This window comes from Dactylosporangium sp. NPDC000555 (genome assembly GCF_040300025.1).
Taxonomy (GTDB): domain Bacteria; phylum Actinomycetota; class Actinomycetes; order Mycobacteriales; family Micromonosporaceae; genus Dactylosporangium.
The window spans coordinates 1-18,662 of sequence record NZ_JBEPDB010000012.1 but is presented as its reverse complement, the minus strand read 5'-3'; the positions used below and the strand labels follow the sequence as shown (position 1 = coordinate 18,662).

Genomic DNA, 18,662 nt, shown 5'->3' with positions numbered 1-18,662 from the left:
CCTGGAAAAGGGCACGGCGGGGCGGACCCCTTGCGACACAGGGGACCGAAATGTCCGGAATATTAGGTAAATTGGCCCCACGCGAGCGGGCCGTGACCCGCTCCGAGGGACCAGCCCGCGGAGCGGACCAGGGCGTCGTGGACGTAGGACTTGGCGCCGGCCAGCGCGTCGGCGAGCGAGTCGCCGCGGGCGAGCCGGGCGGCGGTGGCGGCGGCGAAGGTGCAGCCGGTGCCGTGGTTGTTCGCGGTGGCGATCCAGGGCGCGCTCAGCAGCGACACCTGGCCGTCGTGCCACACCGCGTCGACGGCCTCCGCGCTGCCGCGCAGGTGACCGCCCTTGACCACGACGCAGCGCGGCCCGTAGGCCGCCAGGTCGGCGGCCGCCTTGGCGGCGTCGTCGGCGTCGAGCACGTCGCGGCCGAGCAGCACCGACGCCTCGCGCAGGTTGGGCGTGACGACGGCGGCGTGCGGGAAGAGCAGCTCGAGGTACGCGCGCTCGGCGTCGGCGGTGAACAGCCGGTCGCCCGAGGACGCCACCAGGACCGGGTCGACGACCAGGGCGGACAATCGCGGGGCGTACCGCGCGACGAGGGCGACCGTCTCCGGCGTGGCGAGCATGCCGGTCTTGACGGCCGCGACGGGCAGGTCGTCGAGCACGGCCTCCAGCTGAGCGGCGACGAAGCCGGAACCCACCGCGGAGATGCCCCGCACCCCGACGGTGTTCTGGGCGGTCAGCGCCGTGATCACGCTGGTGCCGAACACCCCGTGCGCGGCGAACGTCTTGAGGTCGGCCTGGATGCCGGCCCCGCCGCCCGAGTCCGAGCCGGCGATGGTGAGCGCGACGGGCGGGTTCACGTCCGGCCGCCTGAACGAATCCCGATCCACTCCGCTCATGCGTTCAGCAGCTCCTTCACGAGTCGGGCCGGGTCCTCGGCGCGCATGACCGCGCCCATCACCGCGACGCCCGCCGCGCCCTCGTCGAGGCAGTCGCGCACCCGCGCGGGGTTGTCCACGCCGCCCAACGCGTACACCGGGATCGGCACGGCGAGAGCCATGCGCGCGAGGGCGGCCAGGCCCAGCGGCGGGCCGTACCCGGGCTTGGAGCGGGTCGGGAAGATCGGCGAGAGCGTGGCGTAGGCGGCGGTTTCGTCCGCGGCGGCGGCGCAGAGCGAGTCGAGGTCGTGGCACTTGCGCAGGGCCGGGTCCTCCTCCAGCAGCAGCCGTCCACCGACCGGGTCGAGCGCGGCACGCAGGTCGGCGGCGAGCTTGAGGCGCCGCCGCCGCGGGAGGTCGTGCTCGCGCAGGACCACCATCCGCACTCCGCCGTCGATCGCCATCGCGATCAGCTCCGGCAGCGGGCGCCCGGCCTGCTGCCGGTCGGTGAAGACGATGAGGCCGGGCTCCACCGGGGCCTCCACGGGCGCTACCACGGCATACCTCCGGTCGGGCTGGACGCGGTCGCGTGCAGGCGGCGGGGGATCCGGCCGGCGAGGTGCGCCAGCCGTCCGGCCCGCACCGCCAGGCGCATCGCCTCGGCCATGCGCGCCGGGTGCTCGGCCCGGGTGACCGCGGAGGCGAGCAGCACGCCGTCGCAGCCGAGCTCCATGGCCAGCGCGGCGTCGGAGGCGGTGCCGATGCCGGCGTCGAGGATGACCGGGACGGTGACCTTCTGCCGGATCAGCGCGATGTTGTGCGGGTTGCGGACGCCCATCCCGGAGCCGATCGGCGCGCCGAGGGGCATGACCGCGGCGCACCCGGCGTCGGCCAGGCGCTGGGCCAGGATCGGGTCGTCCGAGGTGTACGGCAGGACGACGAACCCGTCACCGACCAGCTGCGCGGCCGCGGCGACCAGCTCGACCCCGTCCGGCAACAGGGTGTCCTCGTCGCCGATGACCTCGAGTTTGACCCACGCGGTGCCGAACGCCTCCCGCGCCAGGTGGGCGAGCTTCACCGCCTCGGTCGCCGTGTAGCACCCGGCGGTGTTGGGCAGGACCCGCACGCCGCAGCGCTCGATGACACCGAGTAGCGACGGCGCGGCCGGGTCGAGCCTTCGCAGGGCGACGGTGACCAGGGCGGTGCCGCTGGCGCGGATCGCGGCCTCCAGCGCGGCGTGGCTGGTGGCTCCTCCGGTGCCGAGGATCAGCCGCGAGGGCAGCTCGATGCCGTCGATGACCAGGACGTCGAGGTCGTCAGCCACCCTGCACCGCCGTCAGCACCTCGACGTGGTCGCCGTCGGCGGGGCGGGTGTCCGCCCAGCACGACCTCGGCACCACGTCACCGTTGAGGGCGACGGCGATCCCGCGCGGATCGTCTCCGGCGAGCGAACGCACGACGTCGGCGACGGTGGTGTCGTCGTCGACGGTCGATGCGACGGCATTGACCACAAGATGCATAACGCTCACTCCTGCCTCCCTGCGCCGGCATGATCCGGATCAGGTTCGACGGTCGGGGGCTCCACAGCCCCCCTCTCAGCCCGGTCGCACCGGACTCCCGTGGGGTAACGCCTCGACCATAACGCCGCCGCCGGGCTCAGGTAAAGCGCGCCGCCCCGAACGCGTCGACATCAACGGTGGTACAGCCGTCGACGACCAGGTCGGCGAGCGCCGCTGCGGTGACCGGGGACAGGAGCACGCCGTGGCGGTAGTGCCCGGTGCCCACCAGGGTCCGCGCGCCCGGCGGGCCGCCGGGGAGCGGGCCGAGGACCGGGGCGTTGTCCGGCGTGCCGGGGCGCAGTCCGGCCAGGGTCTCGGCCAGGGCCAACTCGGCCACGCCGGGCAGCAGGTCGGCGGCGGGGCGGAGCAGGTCGAGCACGCCGCCGGCGGTGACCGTGGTGTCCGCGCCGCGCTCCTCCTCGGTCGCGCCGACGACCAGTTCGCCGTCGGCGCGCGGCACGAGATACACGTGCCGGCCCGCCGCCACGCCGCGGATCACGTGCCGGACCAGGGGCTCCGCGCCGCGCAGCCGCAGCAGCTGGCCCTTCACCGGGCGCACGGGCAGGCCGGTCAGCGACGCCGACCCGACGCCGTTGGCGACGATGATCACATCGTCCCGCAGCGTGGAAAGCTCATCGACCTGCTGCGATACGAACCGCAGCGGCAGGCCCCGCAGGGCGCCCAACAGCAGCCGCGGGTCGGCCTGATGGTCGCCGGGGGCGAACGCGCCGCCGCGCACCCGCGGGGACAGCAGCGGCTCCCGCTCGCGCAGCTGGCGGCCGGTGAGCGGCTCGATCGGCGTCCCGGCGCGCCGGTAGTAGCCGACGAGCCGGTCGATCTCGGCCTGGTCGTCGGCGGTGAGCGCGACCAGCAGCGTGCCCTCCGTGCGGTAGCCGATCGGCCGCCCGGTGCGCTCCCGCAGCCGGGCGGCGAAGCCGGGCCAGCGGCGCATCGACTCGAGCATCAGCGCCTGCAGGGCCTCCTCGCCGAAGACCGCCTCGGCGGCGGGGGCGAGCATGCCGGCCGCGACCAGCCCGGCGCCGCGCGTGGGGTCGGGGTCGTAGACGGTGATGTCGCGCTCGCCCCGCTCGAGCAGCTCGAAGGCGATGGCGAGCCCGATGACCCCGCCCCCGATGATGCCGATGGTCATGCGACGAACTCCGCGGCGGCGGCGTACGGGTCCGCCGCGCCGCTGACCGCACCCACCACGGCGACCGCGTGCGCGCCCGCCGCGAACAGCTCGGCGGCCCGCGTCGCGGTGACCCCGCCGATCGCGACGACGGGCACCTCGACCGCCTCGGCGACCGCGCGTATCCCGGCCGGGCCGATCGCCGCCGGCAGCCCGGACTTCGTCGCGGTCGCGAACGCCGGCCCGACCCCGAGGTAGGAGGCCCCGTCGGCGACCGCGCGCCGGGCCGTGCGCGGGTCGCGGGCGGTCGCGCCGAGGATGGCGGCGGGCCCGAGTATCCGCCGGGCCGCGGCCACGGGCAGGTCGTCGGCGCCGATGTGCCCGCCGTCGGCGCCTGCGGCGAGCGCGATGTGCAGCCGGTCGTTGACCAGGCAGGTGCGGCCGAGCTCGCGGCACATGGCCAGCACGCGCACGGTCAGCTCGTAGGCCTCCCGATCGGTGACGGCGTCCTCGGGCCGCACCTGTATGACGTCGAAGCCCGCCCGCAGCGCCGCGGCCACCACGTCCAAGGTGTTGCGACCGGGCCGGGTGTCGGTGACAAGATGGAGTCGTCCGAGGCTGTGCACCGCGATAGCTTCTCAAATATGAAGCAGCTACGACTCGGCCGGACCGGCCTGCAGGTCTCCGAAATCTGTCTCGGCATGATGAGCTACGGCTCGTCCGCCTGGCGCGACTGGGTGCTCGACGAGGACGCCGCCGACCCGTTCGTGCGGCGCGCGGTCGAGGCCGGGATCACGTTCTTCGACACCGCCGACGTGTACTCGCTGGGCGAGAGCGAGCGGGTCACCGGACGGCTGCTGGCGCGGTACTTCGCCCGCCGCGACGACTACGTGCTCGCCACGAAGGTGCACGGCCGGATGAGCGACGCGCCCAACGACGGCGGCCTGTCCCGCAAGCACATCCTCGCCGGCATCGACGAGTCGCTGCGCCGGCTGGGCACCGACCACGTGGACCTCTACCAGATCCACCGCTGGGACCCGCACACCCCGATCGAGGAGACGATGGAGGCCCTGCACGACGTCGTCCGGGCGGGCAAGGCCTGCTACATCGGGGCGTCGAGCATGTACGCCTGGCAGTTCTCCAAAGCGCAGCACGTGGCCCGCGCGCACGGCTGGACCCCGTTCTCGTCGATGCAGAACCATTACAACCTGGTGTACCGCGAGGAGGAGCGCGAGATGCTCCCGCTGTGCGAGGACCAGGGCATCGGCGTCATCCCGTGGAGCCCCCTGGCCCGCGGCCTGCTGGCCGGCAACCGCGGCCGCGGCGGCGAGCGACACACCACCCGCGCCAGCAGCGACTCGTTCAGCGACATGTACACCGACGACGACTTCGCGGTCGTGGACGTCAACGCCGAGGTGGCCGCCGAGCGCGGCGTCTCCCCGGCCCAGGTCGCGCTGGCCTGGCTGCTGTCCCGCCCGGCGGTGACCGCCCCGATCATCGGCGCGACGAAGCTCCCCCACCTGGAGGACGCGATCGCCGCCACCGAGCTGACCCTGGACGAGAAGGAGATCGCGCGCCTCGAGGCCCCGTACGTGCCTCACCCCGTCCTGGGGCACTGACCCGGCGGCATGCGAAAGGGCCCGGCCGAGCGGCCGGGCCCTGCGTGGTTCTAGCGGGGTGTCAGTTGGAGGCGACGCCGAGGTGGCCCTCTCCGCCGTGGAACTGGGTGCCCTGAGCGAAGGTGGTGTCGAGGCGCTGCTGCAGGGCGTCGAGCTCGCCGAAGTTGGCCTGGTGGGCGTGCTCGCTGCCCTCGGCGACGGCGACGTGGTCGTCGACCTCGGCGTTGTGGCTGTAGTTGGTGAAGTCGGTCGCCTCGTAGTGCGCCGCGGCCGGCTGGTCGTACTCGACGTGGTGACCCTGCGCGAAGCTGGTCGACTCCGCCGCGTGGTGGTCCTGCTCGTACTGACCGAACTGGTTGCCGTAGTCGGCCTCCGAGCCGTGGGCCTGGTGCAGCTGGTTGAGGGCGTCGTGCTCCTGGCCCGCCTCGTAGTGGCCGTAGTCGACGTCGTGGCCGCCGTCGCCGGCGTCGAAGTCGCTCATGTCTTCCCCCTGGTCGTCGTTGCGTTGCGCAAAACGGTAAGGCCACGGTCGCGCGGAAAAATCCCGGAATTGTGCCAGTGGCGGGTAGCCGACAAAAAGTGAACCGCCCTCGCGGCGGCGGGCCGTGTCACCTGGGTAGCCACGACGAGCGGCCCCGGGCCGGCCGGATACGCTGTCGGCCGTGATCGGGCCGCTGGCAGTCGCCATCCACGTGCTGTCGCTCGCGCTCGCCGCCTGGGCGTTCGCCGAGTTCTTCCGGCGGCGGGAGCCGGCCTGGCCGCTCTTCGCCGGCCTCGGCGTGGTCGAGGTGCTCGTGCTCGTCCAGGTCGTCGTTCTCGTGGTCCACCTCGCCGGTGGCCAGGGCCCGTCGACCGGCGGCGAGCAGGTCACGCTCGTGGGGTACCTGCTCACCGCGGCCCTGCTCCCCCCGGCCGGCGCGGTGCTCGCCCGCATGGAGCCCACGCGGTGGGGCTCGCTGCTCATCGGTGCGGCCGCGCTCATCGTGCCGGTGCTCATCCTGCGACTCGGACAGATCTGGAATGGCTGACTCGACCCCGCAAGCCCCGAAGGGCTCGCAAGTACGATCGCTCAACAAGGGCCCCGGGCGCGTCCTGGTGGCCGTCTACGGCGTCTTCGCCCTCTCCGCCGGCGCCCGCGCGAGCGTGCAGATCGCCACGAAGTTCCACGAGGCGCCGCTGGCGTACACCCTGTCCGCCCTGGCCGCGGTCGTGTACATCGTGGCGACCGTCGCGCTGGCCCGCTCGGGCGCGCGCTCCCGGCGCATCGCCCTGGCGGCGGTCGGGTTCGAGCTCGTCGGCGTGCTCGCCGTGGGCACGACCAGCCTGCTGGACAGGCAGGCGTTCCCGGAGGCGACCGTCTGGTCGGGCTTCGGCCAGGGGTACGGGTACGTGCCGCTGGTCCTGCCCTTCGCCGGGTTGTTCTGGCTTTGGCGAACCTCCCGGCGCGAACCGGTCGCCGAGGCGACTGCGCCGAGGGATTGACCTGCCCCACCATGCACGGCATGACCACTTCCCGCGGCCCCGCCACCGTGCTGTTCCTCGTGGCGGCCGTCGAACTCCTGATCGGCGTCGGCTTCCTCATCGCGGGGACCATCGCGGTGGGCGCGGCGCTGATGCTCGGCGGCCTCCTGCTGTGCTGGCTCGGCATGAGGTTCAACGTCCGGGCCGCGCGGGCCCGCGCCCTGCGCGAGCGGGGCGTGGCCGGCACTGTCGACTGGGAGTTCACACCGTCGGCCGGCGCCGCCGAGATCGAGCGGGCGGTCGCCGCGCCGGCCCCGGTGGACCCCGCCGAGGCGGCGCGGGACAAGGCGCACATCCTGGCCACGGGCGTGTCGGGCACGGTCCGGGTGCTGTCCGCCGAGTTCGCCGGCAGCCTCGATGAGCGGGGCCGCCCGGTGTACTCCGCGCAGTTGCACATCCAGGTGGAGGGGCGCGATCCGGTCGCCGGGCCGGCCGTGTTCGCGGTGCCGCTGGAGCGCGTCTCGGTCATGCGGCCCGGCGGCGTGATCCCGATCAAGGCCGATCCGTACGACCCACGGAAGTTCGCCGCCGACTGGGACCGCCTGATCACCCCGTGACTAACGGAAGTCCCGGGAGGGGGAGCGGATCGGCAGGGTCAGCGCCGCCAGGTGGTCGGCCCGCAGGTTGAGCACCCCCTCCGCCTTCTCCAGCACCCCGCGCACGATCATGGCGTTCGCCGTCCGGGCGACCCGGCGGTACCGCTGCCAGAGCCCCGGCGTGCAGGTCACGTTGAGCATGCCGGTCTCGTCCTCCAGGTTGATGAACGTCACCCCGCCGGCCGTCGCCGGGCGCTGCCGGTGGGTCACGATCCCGCCGACCGACACCCGCCGGCCGTGCCCGACCCCGTGCAGGGCCTCGATCGACAGGGCGCCGATCGTGTCCAGGTAGGGCCGGGCGAACTGCGCCGGGTGCGCGTCCGGCGCCAGGCCGGTCGCCCACACGTCGGCGATCATGCGCTCGACGGCGTCCATCCCGGGCAGCATCGGCGCCCGGGTGCCGCCGGTCGTGCCGGGCAGCCGCCCCGCCGTCTCCTGCGCCGCCGCGCCGGCCGCCCACAGCGCCTCGCGGCGGGTCAGCCCGAGGCAGGCGAACGCGTCGGCGGTCGCGAGCGCCTCCAGGTGTGTCGTGCTCAGCCCGGCGCGACGGGCGAGATCGCTCATCGAGGTGTACGGCCCGCCCTCGCGCCGGACCTCCTCGATGCGCCCGGCGACGGCCTCGCTGAGCGAGCGCACCGACCGCAGCCCGAGCCGGACCACCGGCCCGCCGCGCCCCCAGTCGCTCGGCTTTTCGGATATATCCGATGTATCGTCTTCTTCCGGCGGTTCCAGCGTCGCCGCGGCGGCGCTCGCGTTGACGTCCGGGCGGCGGACCGTCACCCCGTGCCGGCGGGCGTCGTCGACCAGGCTCTGCGGCGAGTAGAAGCCCATCGGCTGGGCGTTGAGCAGCGCGGCGCAGAACGCGGCCGGGTGGTAGCGCTTGAGCCAGGCGCTGGCGTACACCAGGTAGGCGAAGCTCATCGCGTGGCTCTCCGGGAAGCCGTAGTTGGCGAACGCGGCCAGCTTGTCGAACAGCTCGCCGGCCAGCGCCCCGGTGATGCCGTTGCGCGCCATGCCGGCGAAGAGCCGGTCGCGGATCGCGGCCATCCGCTCCATCGAGCGCTTCGAGCCCATGGCCCGGCGCAGCTCGTCGGACTCGGCCGGGGTGAACCCGGCGACGTCGATGGCCATCTGCATGAGCTGCTCCTGGAACAGTGGCACGCCCAGGGTCTTCTCCAGCGACGGCCTCAGCAGCGGATGCGGGTAGGTGACCTCCTCCAGCCCGTTCTTGCGCCGGATGTACGGATGGACCGAGCCGCCCTGGATCGGGCCCGGCCGGATCAGCGCCACCTCCACCACGAGGTCGTAGAACTCGCGCGGCTTGAGCCGCGGCAGCGTGGCCATCTGGGCCCGGCTCTCCACCTGGAACACGCCGACCGAGTCGGCGCGGCACAGCATGTCGTACACCTCGGGGTCGTCCAGCGGCATGTGCGCGATGTCCAGCTCAGAGTCGATCATCTCGAACGCGTACCGCAGCGCCGAGAGCATGCCGAGCCCGAGCAGGTCGAACTTCACCAGCCCGACCGAGGCGCAGTCATCCTTGTCCCACTGCAGGACGGTGCGGTTCTCCATCCGGGCGTGCTCGACCGGGCACACCTCGATCACCGGCCGGTCGCAGATGACCATGCCGCCGGAGTGGATGCCGAGGTGCCGCGGGAACGTGAGCAGCTCGTTGGCGAAGTCGATCACCGGCGCCGGGATCTCGTCGAGCTCCGCGCTCGCCATGGGCCCCCAGCGCTCGACCTGCTTGCTCCACGCGTCCTGCTGCCCCGGCGAGTGCCCGAACGCCTTGGCCATGTCGCGGACCGCGGACTTCGGGCGGTACGAGATGACGTTGGCCACCTGGGCGGTGAACGTGCGCCCGTACTTGCCGTAGACATGCTGGATGACCTCCTCGCGCCGGTCCGACTCGATGTCGATGTCGATGTCCGGCGGGCCGTCGCGCTGCGGGGACAGGAACCGCTCGAACAGCAGCCCCCATCGCACCGCGTCGACGTTGGTGATCTTCAGCGCGTAGCACACCGCGGAGTTGGCCGCCGAGCCGCGCCCCTGGCAGTAGATGCCGTTGCGCTCGCAGAACGTGACGATGTCGTGCACCACCAGGAAGTACCCCGGAAAATCCAGCTCCTCGATCAGCGCCAGCTCGTGTTCGAGCTGCTCATAGGCCTTCTGATCGCCGCGGTACCGCTCGGCGGCGCCCCGCATCGTCAGGTGCCGCAGCCACTGCATCTCCGACACGCCCGCGACGGGCACCGGGTACGCCGGCAGGTTCGGCGCCACCAGCTTGAGGTCGAAGGACAGCTCCTCGCCGAGGGCGGCGGCCCGGGGTACCGCATCCGGGAAGGCCGCGAACCGGGCGGCCATCTCCGCGCCGCCGCGCAGGTGCGCGGTGCCGGCCGCGGGCAGCCAGCCGTCGATCTCGTCGAGGCTGCGCCGGGCCCGCACGGCGGCGAGCGCGGTGGCCAGCCGGCGGCGCCCCGGCCCGGCGTAGTGCACGTTGTTCGTCGCGACGACCGGCAGCTTTTTCCGCGATGCGAGGTCGGCGAGCGCGTCGTTGCGCTCGTCGTCGAGCGGGTCGCCGTGCGAGGTCAGCTCGACGGCCACCGAGTCCGCCCCGAACAGGGCGACCAGCCGGTCCAGCTCCGCGCGCGCCGCGTCCGGGCCGGCCGACAGCAGCGCGGCCGGCACGTGCCCCTTGCGGCACCCGGTCAGCAGCATGACGTGGTCGCGCAGCGCCGCCGCGGCCTCCTCCAGGTCGTACACCGGGCGGCCCTTCTCCCCGCCGCGCAGGTGTGCCTCGCTGATCGTGCGGGACAGCCGGGCGTACCCCTCGGGCCCCCGGGCCAGCAGCAGCAGGTGCCGCCCGAGCGGGTCCGGCTCGCCGTTCTGTGGCCCCGGCAGCCCGAGCGACAGCTCCGCGCCGAACACGGTGCGCATCTCCAGGGCCCGCGCCGCCTCGGCGAAGCGCACCACCCCGTAGAAGCCGTCGTGGTCGGTGATCGCGATCGCGGACAGCCCCGTCCGGGCCGCCGCCTCGACCAGTTCCTCGGGGTGGCTCGCCCCGTCGAGGAAGCTGAAGTTGCTGTGGCAGTGCAGTTCCGCGTACGGGACCGCGTCGACGGGCCGGGCGAGCGGCGGCGCCTCGTACTCGGCGCGCTTGCGCGTCCAGGCCGGCGAGTCCCCGCCGTCGCCGTGGTCGGCGGAGAGCACGTCGGGGTGGTACCCGGGCCCGGGAGGCTCCCAGCTCTTGGCGTCCTTTGTTCTCCCGGAGAGCCGCCGCTCCAGCTCCGACCACGGCACGTCGGGGTTGTTGAATCCCATCAGTCGTACAGCGCTTCCACGAACCAGGCTCCGCCCCGCAGTGCCGCGAGGACGGCCCGGTCGTCGGCCAGCTGCAGCTGGAACCGCGCCGCGCGCCGCGACTCGCCGTCGGCCCACCAGCGCTCGTCCACGGGCCAGGGCCCGGCCCACCCGACGATCCCGACGGCGCGCTCCTCCGCGCCGATACGAGCCTGCGCCGGTACCCCGCTGAGCTCCAGCCGCCCGCCGACGCGCACCGGCCGCCCGTCCGCGTCGAGCACCTCGGCGGGGATCGGCTCGACGTACACGGTGGCGGGGCTCGGCCCTGGCAGCCGCCCGGGCCAGGGCGCCTCGTCCCCATGCGCGATCCGCTCGTCCCCCCAGGCCACGAGCCGGATGCGGCTGCGGTCGGCCCGCCCGCCGTCGAGTACCGCGGTCAGCACGGCGTCGGGCCCGAGCAGTCCCTGGACGCGGGTCAGCGCGCGGTGCGCCCGGTCGCGCTCCTCGCCGGCCTCGCCCCACAGCCCCGGCTGCAGCCCGAGGTGCTCGACCACGCCCTCGGGGATCAGCCGCAGCCGCGCGATCCCCGTCGCTCGCGTGCCCTTGCCCCGCAGCCAGCCGTCCAGTTGCCAGCGCAGGCGGTCGGCGATGGCGTTCACGCTCAGCAGCCCGTCGTGGCGCCAGGTGCGCACCAGCTCCTCGCCGGTCTCGGTGACCGCCTCGATCGTCAGACGGGTGCAGGCCAGGCCGTGCGACCCGAGCCGGTCGTGCAGCCGCTCGGCCAGCGCCCGGGCCGCGAACGCCGCCGCGTCGACGCGGTCGACCGGCTCGTCGAACGTCTCGGCGACGTCGAGTTCGGCCGGCGGCCGGCGCGGGGTCAGGCCTGCACCCGCCTGGCGATCAAGGCGCCCCCCGGCGAGCCGGTGCGCGAGCGCCGCATCGAACCCGAACCGGCCGAGCACGTCGGCCCCCGGCAGCGCCGCGAACTCCCCGAGCGTGTGGATGCCGAGCCGCCGCAGCAGGTCGGCCAGCCCGGGCCGCCCGAGCGCCGTGATGCTCAGCCCCGACAGGAACTCCGCGGTCTCCCCGTCCGGCACGATGACCCCGGCCCGCGCCGCCAGCCCCGCCGCGAACGTGCCCTCGGCGATGCCGGCCTGCGCCTCGACGTCGCACTGCTGGGCGATGTGCTCGACGATGCGCTCGGCCGCCGCCGCCTCGCCGCCGTGGTACCGGGCCGGGCCGCGCGCCGCCAGCGCGCAGGCCCCCGGCCGCAGCGTCTCCACCCCGGCCGCGATCGCCTCGACGGCCGCGAGCACCGGCTCGAACGCCCGCATGTCCCGCCCCGGGTCGTGCTCGAACACGATGAGGTGGGGGCACCGCCCCTGCGCCTCCCGCTTGCGCAGCCCCCGCCGCACCCCCTCCGCCCGGGCCGCCGGCGACGCGACCAGCACCCGGTTGGCGTGCATGACCGCCACCGCCTCGTGCGCCGGATACCCGTCGACGATCTCGGCCGCGATCACCGGCCAGTCCGGGCACCACACCACGATCGTCCGCACCGCCTCACCCCACCCTGCGCAGCCCGGCCGGTTCCTCACGGACATCCGGTACCGCTCCGATCGCGGGCGCCGAATCGGCGTCGGCCGGCAGAGCGCGAGTAACCGGCGGCAGGACGCCCTCCAGGGCCGGCAGCCACAGCGTCACCTCGCGCGGCGCGGCGGCCGCCCCTCGGCCGCGGGCCTGGATGGTCATCTCCCGGCAGCGCAGCCGTCCCCGCCCGGCGCCGAGGCCACCCCAGGCCCCGCGCACCGGCGCGACGGTCAGGTCGGCCCCCGTCCAGGCTCCCGCCGGCATGAGCACGCTCCCCCGCTGCCGCGCCCGGGCCGCCAGCCGCCCGGCCACCACCGGCGCGACCGGCCCGGGCGGCGCCGCCACGACGATGTCGACCCCGTCGAGCAGCGCGGCCACGATGGTGGTCCACTCGGTGCCCGGATTCGGTACCAGCGCCAGCCGCTCCAGCGCGATGCCCATCTCGGCCGCGGCGATCGGGCTGAGCGCCGGCAGCCCCACGACCGCACACCACGACCCGGCCCGCGACGCCGCCGCCAGCAGCGCGAGCAGGACCGACGAGGTGTGTACCGCGATCGTCGCCCCGCGCCGCAGCCCACCACCCGGCAGCAGCGCCCGCAGCCCCGACAGCACCGGCAGCGTCCGGGCGCTCCCCGTCTCCCCGGCGTCGCGCCCGGCGGCCGTCCGCACCACACCGCCCAGCCCCGCGGCCCGCACCACCTGCAGCCCCGCCGCCCGCCCCGCACCGCCACCAACAGAGGAGCGCGCCGACCCGATCGCCGTCCCCCGCATCAAGCCGCCCTCCGCACCGCCCCCCGAACCACACAGCGAGCCTGCCTCCGCCACACCGACCCCCGAACCACACAGCGAGCCTGCCTCTTCCGCACCGGCACCCGGACCACGCAGCGAGCCGCCCTCGCCACCGACCCCCGGACCGCGGAGCGAGCCGCCCTCGCCACCAACTCCCGGACCGCGCAGCGAGCCTGCCTCCGCCACATCGACTCCCGGACCACGGAGCGAACCGAGCGCCGGATCAAGCGCCGGACCGAGCGCCGGACCGAGCGCGGGACCGAGCGCGGGACCGAGCGCGGGACCGAGCGCGGGACCGGCCGCCGGGCCGAGCGCGGCACCAGGCGCCGGGCCGAGCGGAGACGGACGCGTCGGTTCGCCTCCGGTGCGGCAGGGCGGCTCGTCACCGAAGGGGCGGGCATCCTCGACGCCGAGCCCACCGGCCTGGTCGCGGTGGTGCGCCGGGTGACCATCCCCCGGCTCGGCCCCCGTCGGCCGCTCAAGCCGCTGGGGCGCGGCCCGTCCTCCGACGACGGCGATCGACGCCCATTCGTCGTCCTCGGGACGCACATCGTCGTACGCCTCGTCGTAGAACTCGGCGGCCGCCGAAGCCGACATGCCAGCCACGGCACCTGCTCCCCCACTGTCGTGCTCCTCGTTTCTCCCGGCCCGACGCCCAAGAGATAAATCCAAATAAACGCGGGCAAATCGCCCTGAGGCAGAACGCCTGCTGTCACCATTGCCGCCGGGGGACCACTTCCCTCCCCGACCTCAGCGGCGCCGTCGCCACCCAGAGGCCGGATCACACCCAAGCCGAGCCGGGACCAGCACCCGAACGGCGACACCCCCGCGACCCGGCTCGATCGCCGACCGGACCGTCCTGCCACCGCTGTTCGCCCGCCCGGCGGCAAACACGTGGCGCATCACGGACCACATCCACCAGCACCTCGACCGGATCGCGACGGACGGGCAGCGATTGAATCCGGCAACAAATCGACCGTCCACGAACCGTCCACCGCGGCGAGCCAGACCGGATCGAAACCGCGCGACGAGGGCCCGAACCCAGGCGACGAATCCGCCGCCCAGGAACGGCCAGCCGCGACGAATCGGCCGCCCGGCAATCGAACGGGCGCGACTGACGAGCAGCCGCCCAACGAACGAACAGGGCCCCGGCCAAAGGCTCGGCGAACAAGCGATGGCCAGCAGCCCGACGAGCCGGCCAGTCGGCGGACTGACCGTCCAACGATCGGAGCAGGACCGTGAGCCAGAAGCCCGGCGAACAGGCGATGGGCCGGCAGCCCGGCAAGCCGGCCAGTCGGCGGACTGGCCACCCAACGAGCCGAGCAGGGCAACGGCCGGAAGCTCGGCGAACGAGCGATGGGGCCGATCGCCTGGTGGGCCGGATGGCTGCCGAGCGGCCGCCTCGCAGGCCCGGGCAGCCCAGCGGGCGAGCGGCTCGGGCCCATGGTGGGCGGCTCGGGCTTGGCGGGTGGTTGGCACCGGTGCGCAGGGGGACGCAGCGTCAGCTGGCCAGGCCCTCGAGCCTCGGCTGATACGAGTAGCCGAGGGCGACCTCGACGACGGCGATGAACTGCTCGGCGGCGCGCATCAGGTCGTCGGCCTCGCGGGCGCTGACCACGCGGGGGATGCCGGCCTCGGCGGCCGAGCGCTTGCTGGCGCCCGCCGCGAAGAACGACGCCCACTCGGACAGCTCCGGGGCGACGAGCACGAGCAGGGACCAGACGCTGGTCACCCGGCTGCGCCGGCCGGGCGCGGCGGGCACCGCGCGGGCGGCGAGCACCGCGGCGGCCGCGCGCAGGGCCGCCAGGTGGGCGGTGGCGTAGCGCATGCCGTCGGTGCGGATCTCCGCCGCCTCCTCGAGCCCATGGCGGGCCAGGGTCAGCAGCTCCCGCGGGGTGCGATGGGGAAGCGCGTGTGCGGGCACCGGAAGCTGCTGACGGGACGCACCGCCACCCGGGACAGGGGTCGGGAATCGACTGACGTTGGACGAGCTGGTCGAACGGTTCGTCGGCATCGGTGCTCTCCCTCTGTGGTGCGTCGGCAGGTTTTTGCCTGTGGTGCGCATGGATGCGCGTGCCGTGTCGCCGTGGGGGGAGTCACAGCGCCACGCGGGTCGAACGGGTGCCGTTGCCCGCGATGGGCGACGGCGTGCCGGCCGGGCGTGGAGCTTCCCCACACCACACCCGGCCGGCTGGGTCGCCGCACGCCGCCCGGGGGTCGTGGGCGGCGAGCGGCGGCCCCGCCTGAGGCCAGACCCGCGAAAATCCGGCCTCCGCGGTGTCGCGGACCGCGCTCGGGATCGGCGCCGCGAATCGCTCTTCCCGAAGCAGTTCGAACACTCGTTCGATGGGCTAAGACTACACCGGGGAGGGCGGTGGGTGGCAATGGTTGGGAGAGAATTTTCGAACACTCGTTCGCATGATTCACTCCCCGGCCGTCACCCGGGCCCACCACCGGGAACGGAGCCACCCTAGTCAGGGGGTACGACAAAAACCGCGGGCAAGACGCCGCCCGTAAGGAGCGAAATAATCGATACCCCTGATCGCTACGCTCATCGGGTGAATCACCAGCCCCGGCCCGCCGCCGGCGTCGCGATGGTGGTGGCGCTTCGACCCGTCCGTGCTCTTCAGGCTCACCGCCACCAGCCAAACCGGACACCTGCCGGTGTGGCTGGTGCTGACGTACATCGTGATCGGCGGCTTCATCGCCCCCTACCTGCTGATCGCCGGGGCCATGCGGCACCTGCCCCCGACCAGCGTCGGCATCATCGGCATGGCGGAGCTGGTGGTCGCCACCGCGGTCGCGTGGCTGGCGCTGCACGAGCACCTCGACGCGGCCCGGATCGCCGGCGGCGCGCTGATCCTCGCCGGCGTCGCGCTGGCCGAGACCGCCCGGGTCAAGGCCGAACCGTCGGACCCGAGCCATGTTCCACCCAACTGAGTCCACGCCCAACTGAGTCCACGCCCAACTGAGTCCACGCCGAACTGACCCGCCGAGCGAAAGGCAAGATGGACACATGCAGCCACATCCCAACGTCCAGGCGATCCAGGACGCGCTGGACGCCGCCGGCGCGCGCGACGCGTCCGGCGGGCCGTGCCGGGTCAAGGTGCTCACCGAGGCCGTGCACACCGCCGCCGCGGCCGCCGCGGCGATCGGCATCGAGGTCGGCCAGATCGCCAACTCGCTGATCTTCGACGCCGGCGGGGAGCCGCTGCTCGTGCTCACCTCGGGCGCGCACCGGGTCGACACGGCCAAGGTCGCCGCGCTGCTGGGCCTGGCGAAGATCAAGCGCGCCGATGCCGGCTTCGTGCGCGAGCACACCGGGCAGGTCATCGGCGGGGTCTCCCCGCTCGGGCACCCCAAGCCGGTGCGGACCCTGGTCGACGTGGACCTCGCGCGGTTCGGCGAGGTGTGGGCGGCCGGCGGGATCCCGCAGGCGGTCTTCCCGATCACGTACGCCGAGCTCGTGCGCATCACCAGCGGTACGGCCGCCGAAGTGGCGTGATCGCGCGCCTTCACATCTGGCGGGTGCCGCGGCGCGCGGTGCCCGCGATGTTCTGGTCCATGGCGGTCGACAGGCGAAAGATCCGGCGCGAGTCGTACTTCGCCAAGCTCCTCGGCACCGCCCGGGGCAGCGAGTTCGGGGTGGGCGCCGCCGACCTGACTCGGTGGGCGGCGCTCGTCGTGTCGGACGGGGAAGCCCGCCCGCCGATGCGGGGCGCGTCGAGCAGCTGCACCATCACGCTGGAGCCGATCGCCAGCCGCGGCACCTGGTCGGGCCGTTCGCCCTTCACGCCGGAGCCGGCGGCGGGGCGTGACGGGCCGATCGCGGTGCTGACGCGGGCGCGGCTGCGGCCGTTGCGGGCGGCGGCCTTCTGGCGGGCCATCGATCCCGTCGCGCGCAGCCTGCGCACGGCCGAGGGGCTGCACTGCGCCTTCGGGGTCGGCGAGGCCCCCGTAGGATTCCAGGGCACGGTGAGCCTCTGGCGCTCCGCGGCGGACGTCGTGCGGTTCGCGTACCGTCGGCCCGAGCATGCCGCGGTCGTGGAGCGCACGGCTCGCCAGGGCTGGTATGCGGAGGAGCTGTTCGCCCGGTTCCGCGTGCTCGGCATCGACGGCGACCGAGAGGTGATCGGGTGGAGGGACGGCCAGTGAGGCTGGTGCGGTGGCACGGGGAGGACCTGGTCGAACGCCTCGACGACGTCATCGCCGTGTACGGCGAGGCCATGGGCTACTCCGTGCAGCTGCTGCAGACCCGCCGCGGCTACGTCGCCGGGCACACCCGCCGCGAGGCGTTCCAGGCGGTCGCCACCCTCGACGACGACGACAACCTGCTCGGCTTCGGGTACGGCTACCGTGGCACCTCCGGCCAGTGGTGGCACGATCAGGTCCGCAGCGCGCTCAAGCGCGACGCCCGCAAGCATTGGCTGACCGACTGCTTCGAGCTGGTCGAGCTGCACGTCCGCCCGCTCGCGCAGGGGCACGGCATCGGCGCGCGCCAGCTGCACGAGCTGCTCACCAACGCCGCGCAGCAGACGGTGCTGCTGTCCACGCCCGAGGCGCCCGAGGCGACGTCGAGGGCCTGGCGGCTGTACCGCCGGTTCGGCTTCGTCGACGTCCTGCGCCACTTCAACTTCCCGGGTGACGACCGCCCGTTCGCCGTGCTGGGCCGGGCCCTCCCCCTGTGAGGACCTGGTTCGGCCTCGGCGCGCTGGTGCTCGCCGAGATCGGGTATCCGCTCACCGACGGCCGCGCCCGCGCGGCCCTCGTCGTCGCGACGGTCTGCCTCGGCTTCGCGCTGTCGGTCTGGCACGCGTACTCCACCCGGGGCACGCGGACGGCCGGCGCGCTGGTGCTGGTCACGACCGGCGGCGGCCTCCTGGTCGAGGCGGTCGGGCGCTCGACCGGCCACCCGTTCGGCGCCTACGACTACACCGGCGCGCTCGGCCCGCGGCTGCTCGGCGTGCCGCTGGTGATCCCGCTCGCCTGGACCTGGATGGCCTGGCCGGCGTGGGTGGCGGCGGGGCGCCTGACCGCGCGGCCGCTCGCCCGCGTCGGGGTGGCCGGGCTCGGGCTCGCCGCGTGGGACCTGTTCCTCGATCCGCAGATGGTTTCGCAGCGGTACTGGCTGTGGCACACGACCACCCCGGCGCTCCCCGGCGTGCCGGGCATCCCGCTGACCAACTACCTGGGCTGGCTCGGGGTGGCCCTCGCGCTGACGGCCCTGCTGCGCCTCGCGCTCGGGGACGACCCGCCCCGGCCGGGAGCCGATGCGCCGATGTACGCGCTGTACCTCTGGACGTACACCTCGAGCATCATGGCTCACGGGCTCTTCCTGGGCCTGCCCGCCTCGGCCGCCTGGGGCGCGGTGGGCATGGGCCTCGTCGCGGTCCCGCTGGCGGTGCGGTTGTGGCGCTCCTCCTGATCGGCTGCGCGGCGCTGCTCGCGCTGCTGATCCACACGCTGGCCAACGCGCGCCTGCTGCGCCGCCCGCCGGTTCCCGGGGCCGCCGACGGGGTCGCGCCCGGGCGGGTCGCGGTCCTGTTGCCGCTGCGCGACGAGGCCGCCCGCGCCGAGCCGTGCCTGCGCGCGCTGCTGGAGCTGCCGCCCGCGGTACGCGTGCTGGTGCTCGACGACGGATCCACCGACGGCACCGCCGAGCTGGTGCGGCGCGTCGCCGGCGACCGGGT

Annotated in this window: 21 protein-coding genes and 1 riboswitch; of the genes, 10 read left to right on the top strand and 11 right to left on the bottom strand. The window is 74.2% G+C overall.

From position 1 onward, the window contains the following. Positions 1-62: 62 nt before the first annotated feature. From thiD to thiE, 6 genes are all read right to left on the bottom strand, one after another. The gene (thiD, locus tag ABT297_RS10435) at positions 63-854 is read right to left on the bottom strand and encodes a bifunctional hydroxymethylpyrimidine kinase/phosphomethylpyrimidine kinase (RefSeq protein ID WP_502885552.1); all 792 of its coding nucleotides are present in this window, start codon (positions 852-854) and stop codon (positions 63-65) included. Positions 855-889: 35 nt separating this feature from the next. Beyond that, a complete protein-coding gene (locus ABT297_RS10430; protein WP_350547141.1) occupies positions 890-1,429 on the bottom strand; it encodes a thiamine phosphate synthase in 540 nt (179 codons plus the stop codon). Then, complete coding sequence (locus ABT297_RS10425; RefSeq protein WP_350547138.1) at positions 1,423-2,196, bottom strand: thiazole synthase; 774 nt, start codon at positions 2,194-2,196, stop codon at positions 1,423-1,425. Before ABT297_RS10425 ends, ABT297_RS10430 begins: the two co-directional genes overlap by 7 nt. Further along, the gene (gene thiS, locus ABT297_RS10420) at positions 2,189-2,392 is read right to left on the bottom strand and encodes a sulfur carrier protein ThiS (RefSeq protein WP_350547489.1); all 204 of its coding nucleotides are present in this window, start codon (positions 2,390-2,392) and stop codon (positions 2,189-2,191) included. The genes ABT297_RS10425 and thiS overlap by 8 nt, the downstream gene beginning before the upstream one ends. Next, a riboswitch (TPP riboswitch) is annotated at positions 2,392-2,503 on the bottom strand. (Overlaps the previous gene by 1 nt.) Before the next feature lie 25 nt (positions 2,504-2,528). Then, positions 2,529-3,581 carry a glycine oxidase ThiO gene (gene thiO, locus ABT297_RS10415; protein ID WP_350547136.1) on the bottom strand — a complete coding sequence of 351 codons (1,053 nt, stop codon included), beginning with the start codon at positions 3,579-3,581 and terminating at the stop codon, positions 2,529-2,531. Beyond that, entirely contained in the window at positions 3,578-4,186 is a 609-nt protein-coding gene (gene thiE / locus ABT297_RS10410) for a thiamine phosphate synthase (protein ID WP_350547133.1), read from the bottom strand. The genes thiO and thiE overlap by 4 nt, the downstream gene beginning before the upstream one ends. Before the next feature lie 18 nt (positions 4,187-4,204). Here thiE and ABT297_RS10405 point away from each other — a divergent pair, with 18 nt between their 5' ends. Beyond that, on the top strand, positions 4,205-5,179 hold the full coding sequence (locus ABT297_RS10405; protein WP_350547130.1) for an aldo/keto reductase: 975 nt from the start codon (positions 4,205-4,207) through the stop codon (positions 5,177-5,179). A 61-nt stretch (positions 5,180-5,240) separates the two neighbouring features. Here ABT297_RS10405 and ABT297_RS10400 read toward each other — a convergent pair whose 3' ends face one another. Continuing rightward, positions 5,241-5,660 carry a hypothetical protein gene (locus tag ABT297_RS10400; protein ID WP_350547127.1) on the bottom strand — a complete coding sequence of 140 codons (420 nt, stop codon included), beginning with the start codon at positions 5,658-5,660 and terminating at the stop codon, positions 5,241-5,243. 181 nt (positions 5,661-5,841) lie between these two features. On the opposite strand from ABT297_RS10400, the gene ABT297_RS10395 reads away from it, so the two are divergent. The 3 genes from ABT297_RS10395 to ABT297_RS10385 are packed head-to-tail and all read left to right on the top strand — an operon-like array spanning position 5,842 to position 7,257. Further along, on the top strand, positions 5,842-6,207 hold the full coding sequence (locus ABT297_RS10395; RefSeq protein WP_350547124.1) for a hypothetical protein: 366 nt from the start codon (positions 5,842-5,844) through the stop codon (positions 6,205-6,207). Further along, positions 6,200-6,661 (top strand): hypothetical protein, encoded by a 462-nt coding sequence (locus ABT297_RS10390; RefSeq protein ID WP_350547121.1) that lies wholly within the window; start codon positions 6,200-6,202, stop codon positions 6,659-6,661. Before ABT297_RS10395 ends, ABT297_RS10390 begins: the two co-directional genes overlap by 8 nt. A 20-nt stretch (positions 6,662-6,681) precedes the next feature. Beyond that, on the top strand, positions 6,682-7,257 hold the full coding sequence (locus tag ABT297_RS10385; RefSeq protein ID WP_350547118.1) for a hypothetical protein: 576 nt from the start codon (positions 6,682-6,684) through the stop codon (positions 7,255-7,257). On the opposite strand, the gene ABT297_RS10380 is transcribed toward ABT297_RS10385, so the two are convergent. The 4 genes from ABT297_RS10380 to ABT297_RS10365 all read right to left on the bottom strand — a co-directional run bounded on the left by ABT297_RS10380 (position 7,258) and on the right by ABT297_RS10365 (position 14,896). Further along, positions 7,258-10,617: an error-prone DNA polymerase gene (locus ABT297_RS10380; protein ID WP_350547115.1), complete on the bottom strand. Its 3,360-nt coding sequence runs from the start codon at positions 10,615-10,617 to the stop codon at positions 7,258-7,260. Next, the gene (locus ABT297_RS10375; RefSeq protein WP_350547112.1) at positions 10,617-12,197 is read right to left on the bottom strand and encodes a DNA polymerase Y family protein; all 1,581 of its coding nucleotides are present in this window, start codon (positions 12,195-12,197) and stop codon (positions 10,617-10,619) included. Before ABT297_RS10375 ends, ABT297_RS10380 begins: the two co-directional genes overlap by 1 nt. Continuing rightward, on the bottom strand, positions 12,157-12,954 hold the full coding sequence (gene imuA' / locus ABT297_RS10370) for a DnaE2-dependent mutagenesis accessory factor ImuA' (protein ID WP_350547486.1): 798 nt from the start codon (positions 12,952-12,954) through the stop codon (positions 12,157-12,159). The genes ABT297_RS10375 and imuA' overlap by 41 nt, the downstream gene beginning before the upstream one ends. Before the next feature lie 1,519 nt (positions 12,955-14,473). After that, positions 14,474-14,896 (bottom strand): SAV_6107 family HEPN domain-containing protein, encoded by a 423-nt coding sequence (locus tag ABT297_RS10365; RefSeq protein WP_350547109.1) that lies wholly within the window; start codon positions 14,894-14,896, stop codon positions 14,474-14,476. A gap of 695 nt (positions 14,897-15,591) precedes the next feature. On the opposite strand from ABT297_RS10365, the gene ABT297_RS10360 reads away from it, so the two are divergent. From ABT297_RS10360 to ABT297_RS10335, 6 genes are all read left to right on the top strand, one after another. Beyond that, positions 15,592-15,912: an EamA family transporter gene (locus ABT297_RS10360; protein WP_350547106.1), complete on the top strand. Its 321-nt coding sequence runs from the start codon at positions 15,592-15,594 to the stop codon at positions 15,910-15,912. A 76-nt stretch (positions 15,913-15,988) separates the two neighbouring features. After that, positions 15,989-16,477, top strand: coding sequence for a YbaK/EbsC family protein (locus ABT297_RS10355; RefSeq protein ID WP_350547103.1), 489 nt, complete (start codon positions 15,989-15,991; stop codon positions 16,475-16,477). A gap of 47 nt (positions 16,478-16,524) precedes the next feature. Then, entirely contained in the window at positions 16,525-17,127 is a 603-nt protein-coding gene (locus tag ABT297_RS10350) for a monooxygenase (RefSeq protein WP_502885551.1), read from the top strand. Beyond that, positions 17,124-17,660 carry a GNAT family N-acetyltransferase gene (locus ABT297_RS10345; RefSeq protein WP_350547097.1) on the top strand — a complete coding sequence of 179 codons (537 nt, stop codon included), beginning with the start codon at positions 17,124-17,126 and terminating at the stop codon, positions 17,658-17,660. Before ABT297_RS10350 ends, ABT297_RS10345 begins: the two co-directional genes overlap by 4 nt. Further along, a complete protein-coding gene (locus ABT297_RS10340; RefSeq protein ID WP_350547094.1) occupies positions 17,657-18,397 on the top strand; it encodes a carotenoid biosynthesis protein in 741 nt (246 codons plus the stop codon). The genes ABT297_RS10345 and ABT297_RS10340 overlap by 4 nt, the downstream gene beginning before the upstream one ends. Further along, on the top strand, positions 18,382-18,662 hold a 281-nt coding region (locus ABT297_RS10335), incomplete at its 3' end, for a glycosyltransferase family 2 protein (RefSeq protein WP_350547091.1). The genes ABT297_RS10340 and ABT297_RS10335, both read left to right, overlap by 16 nt.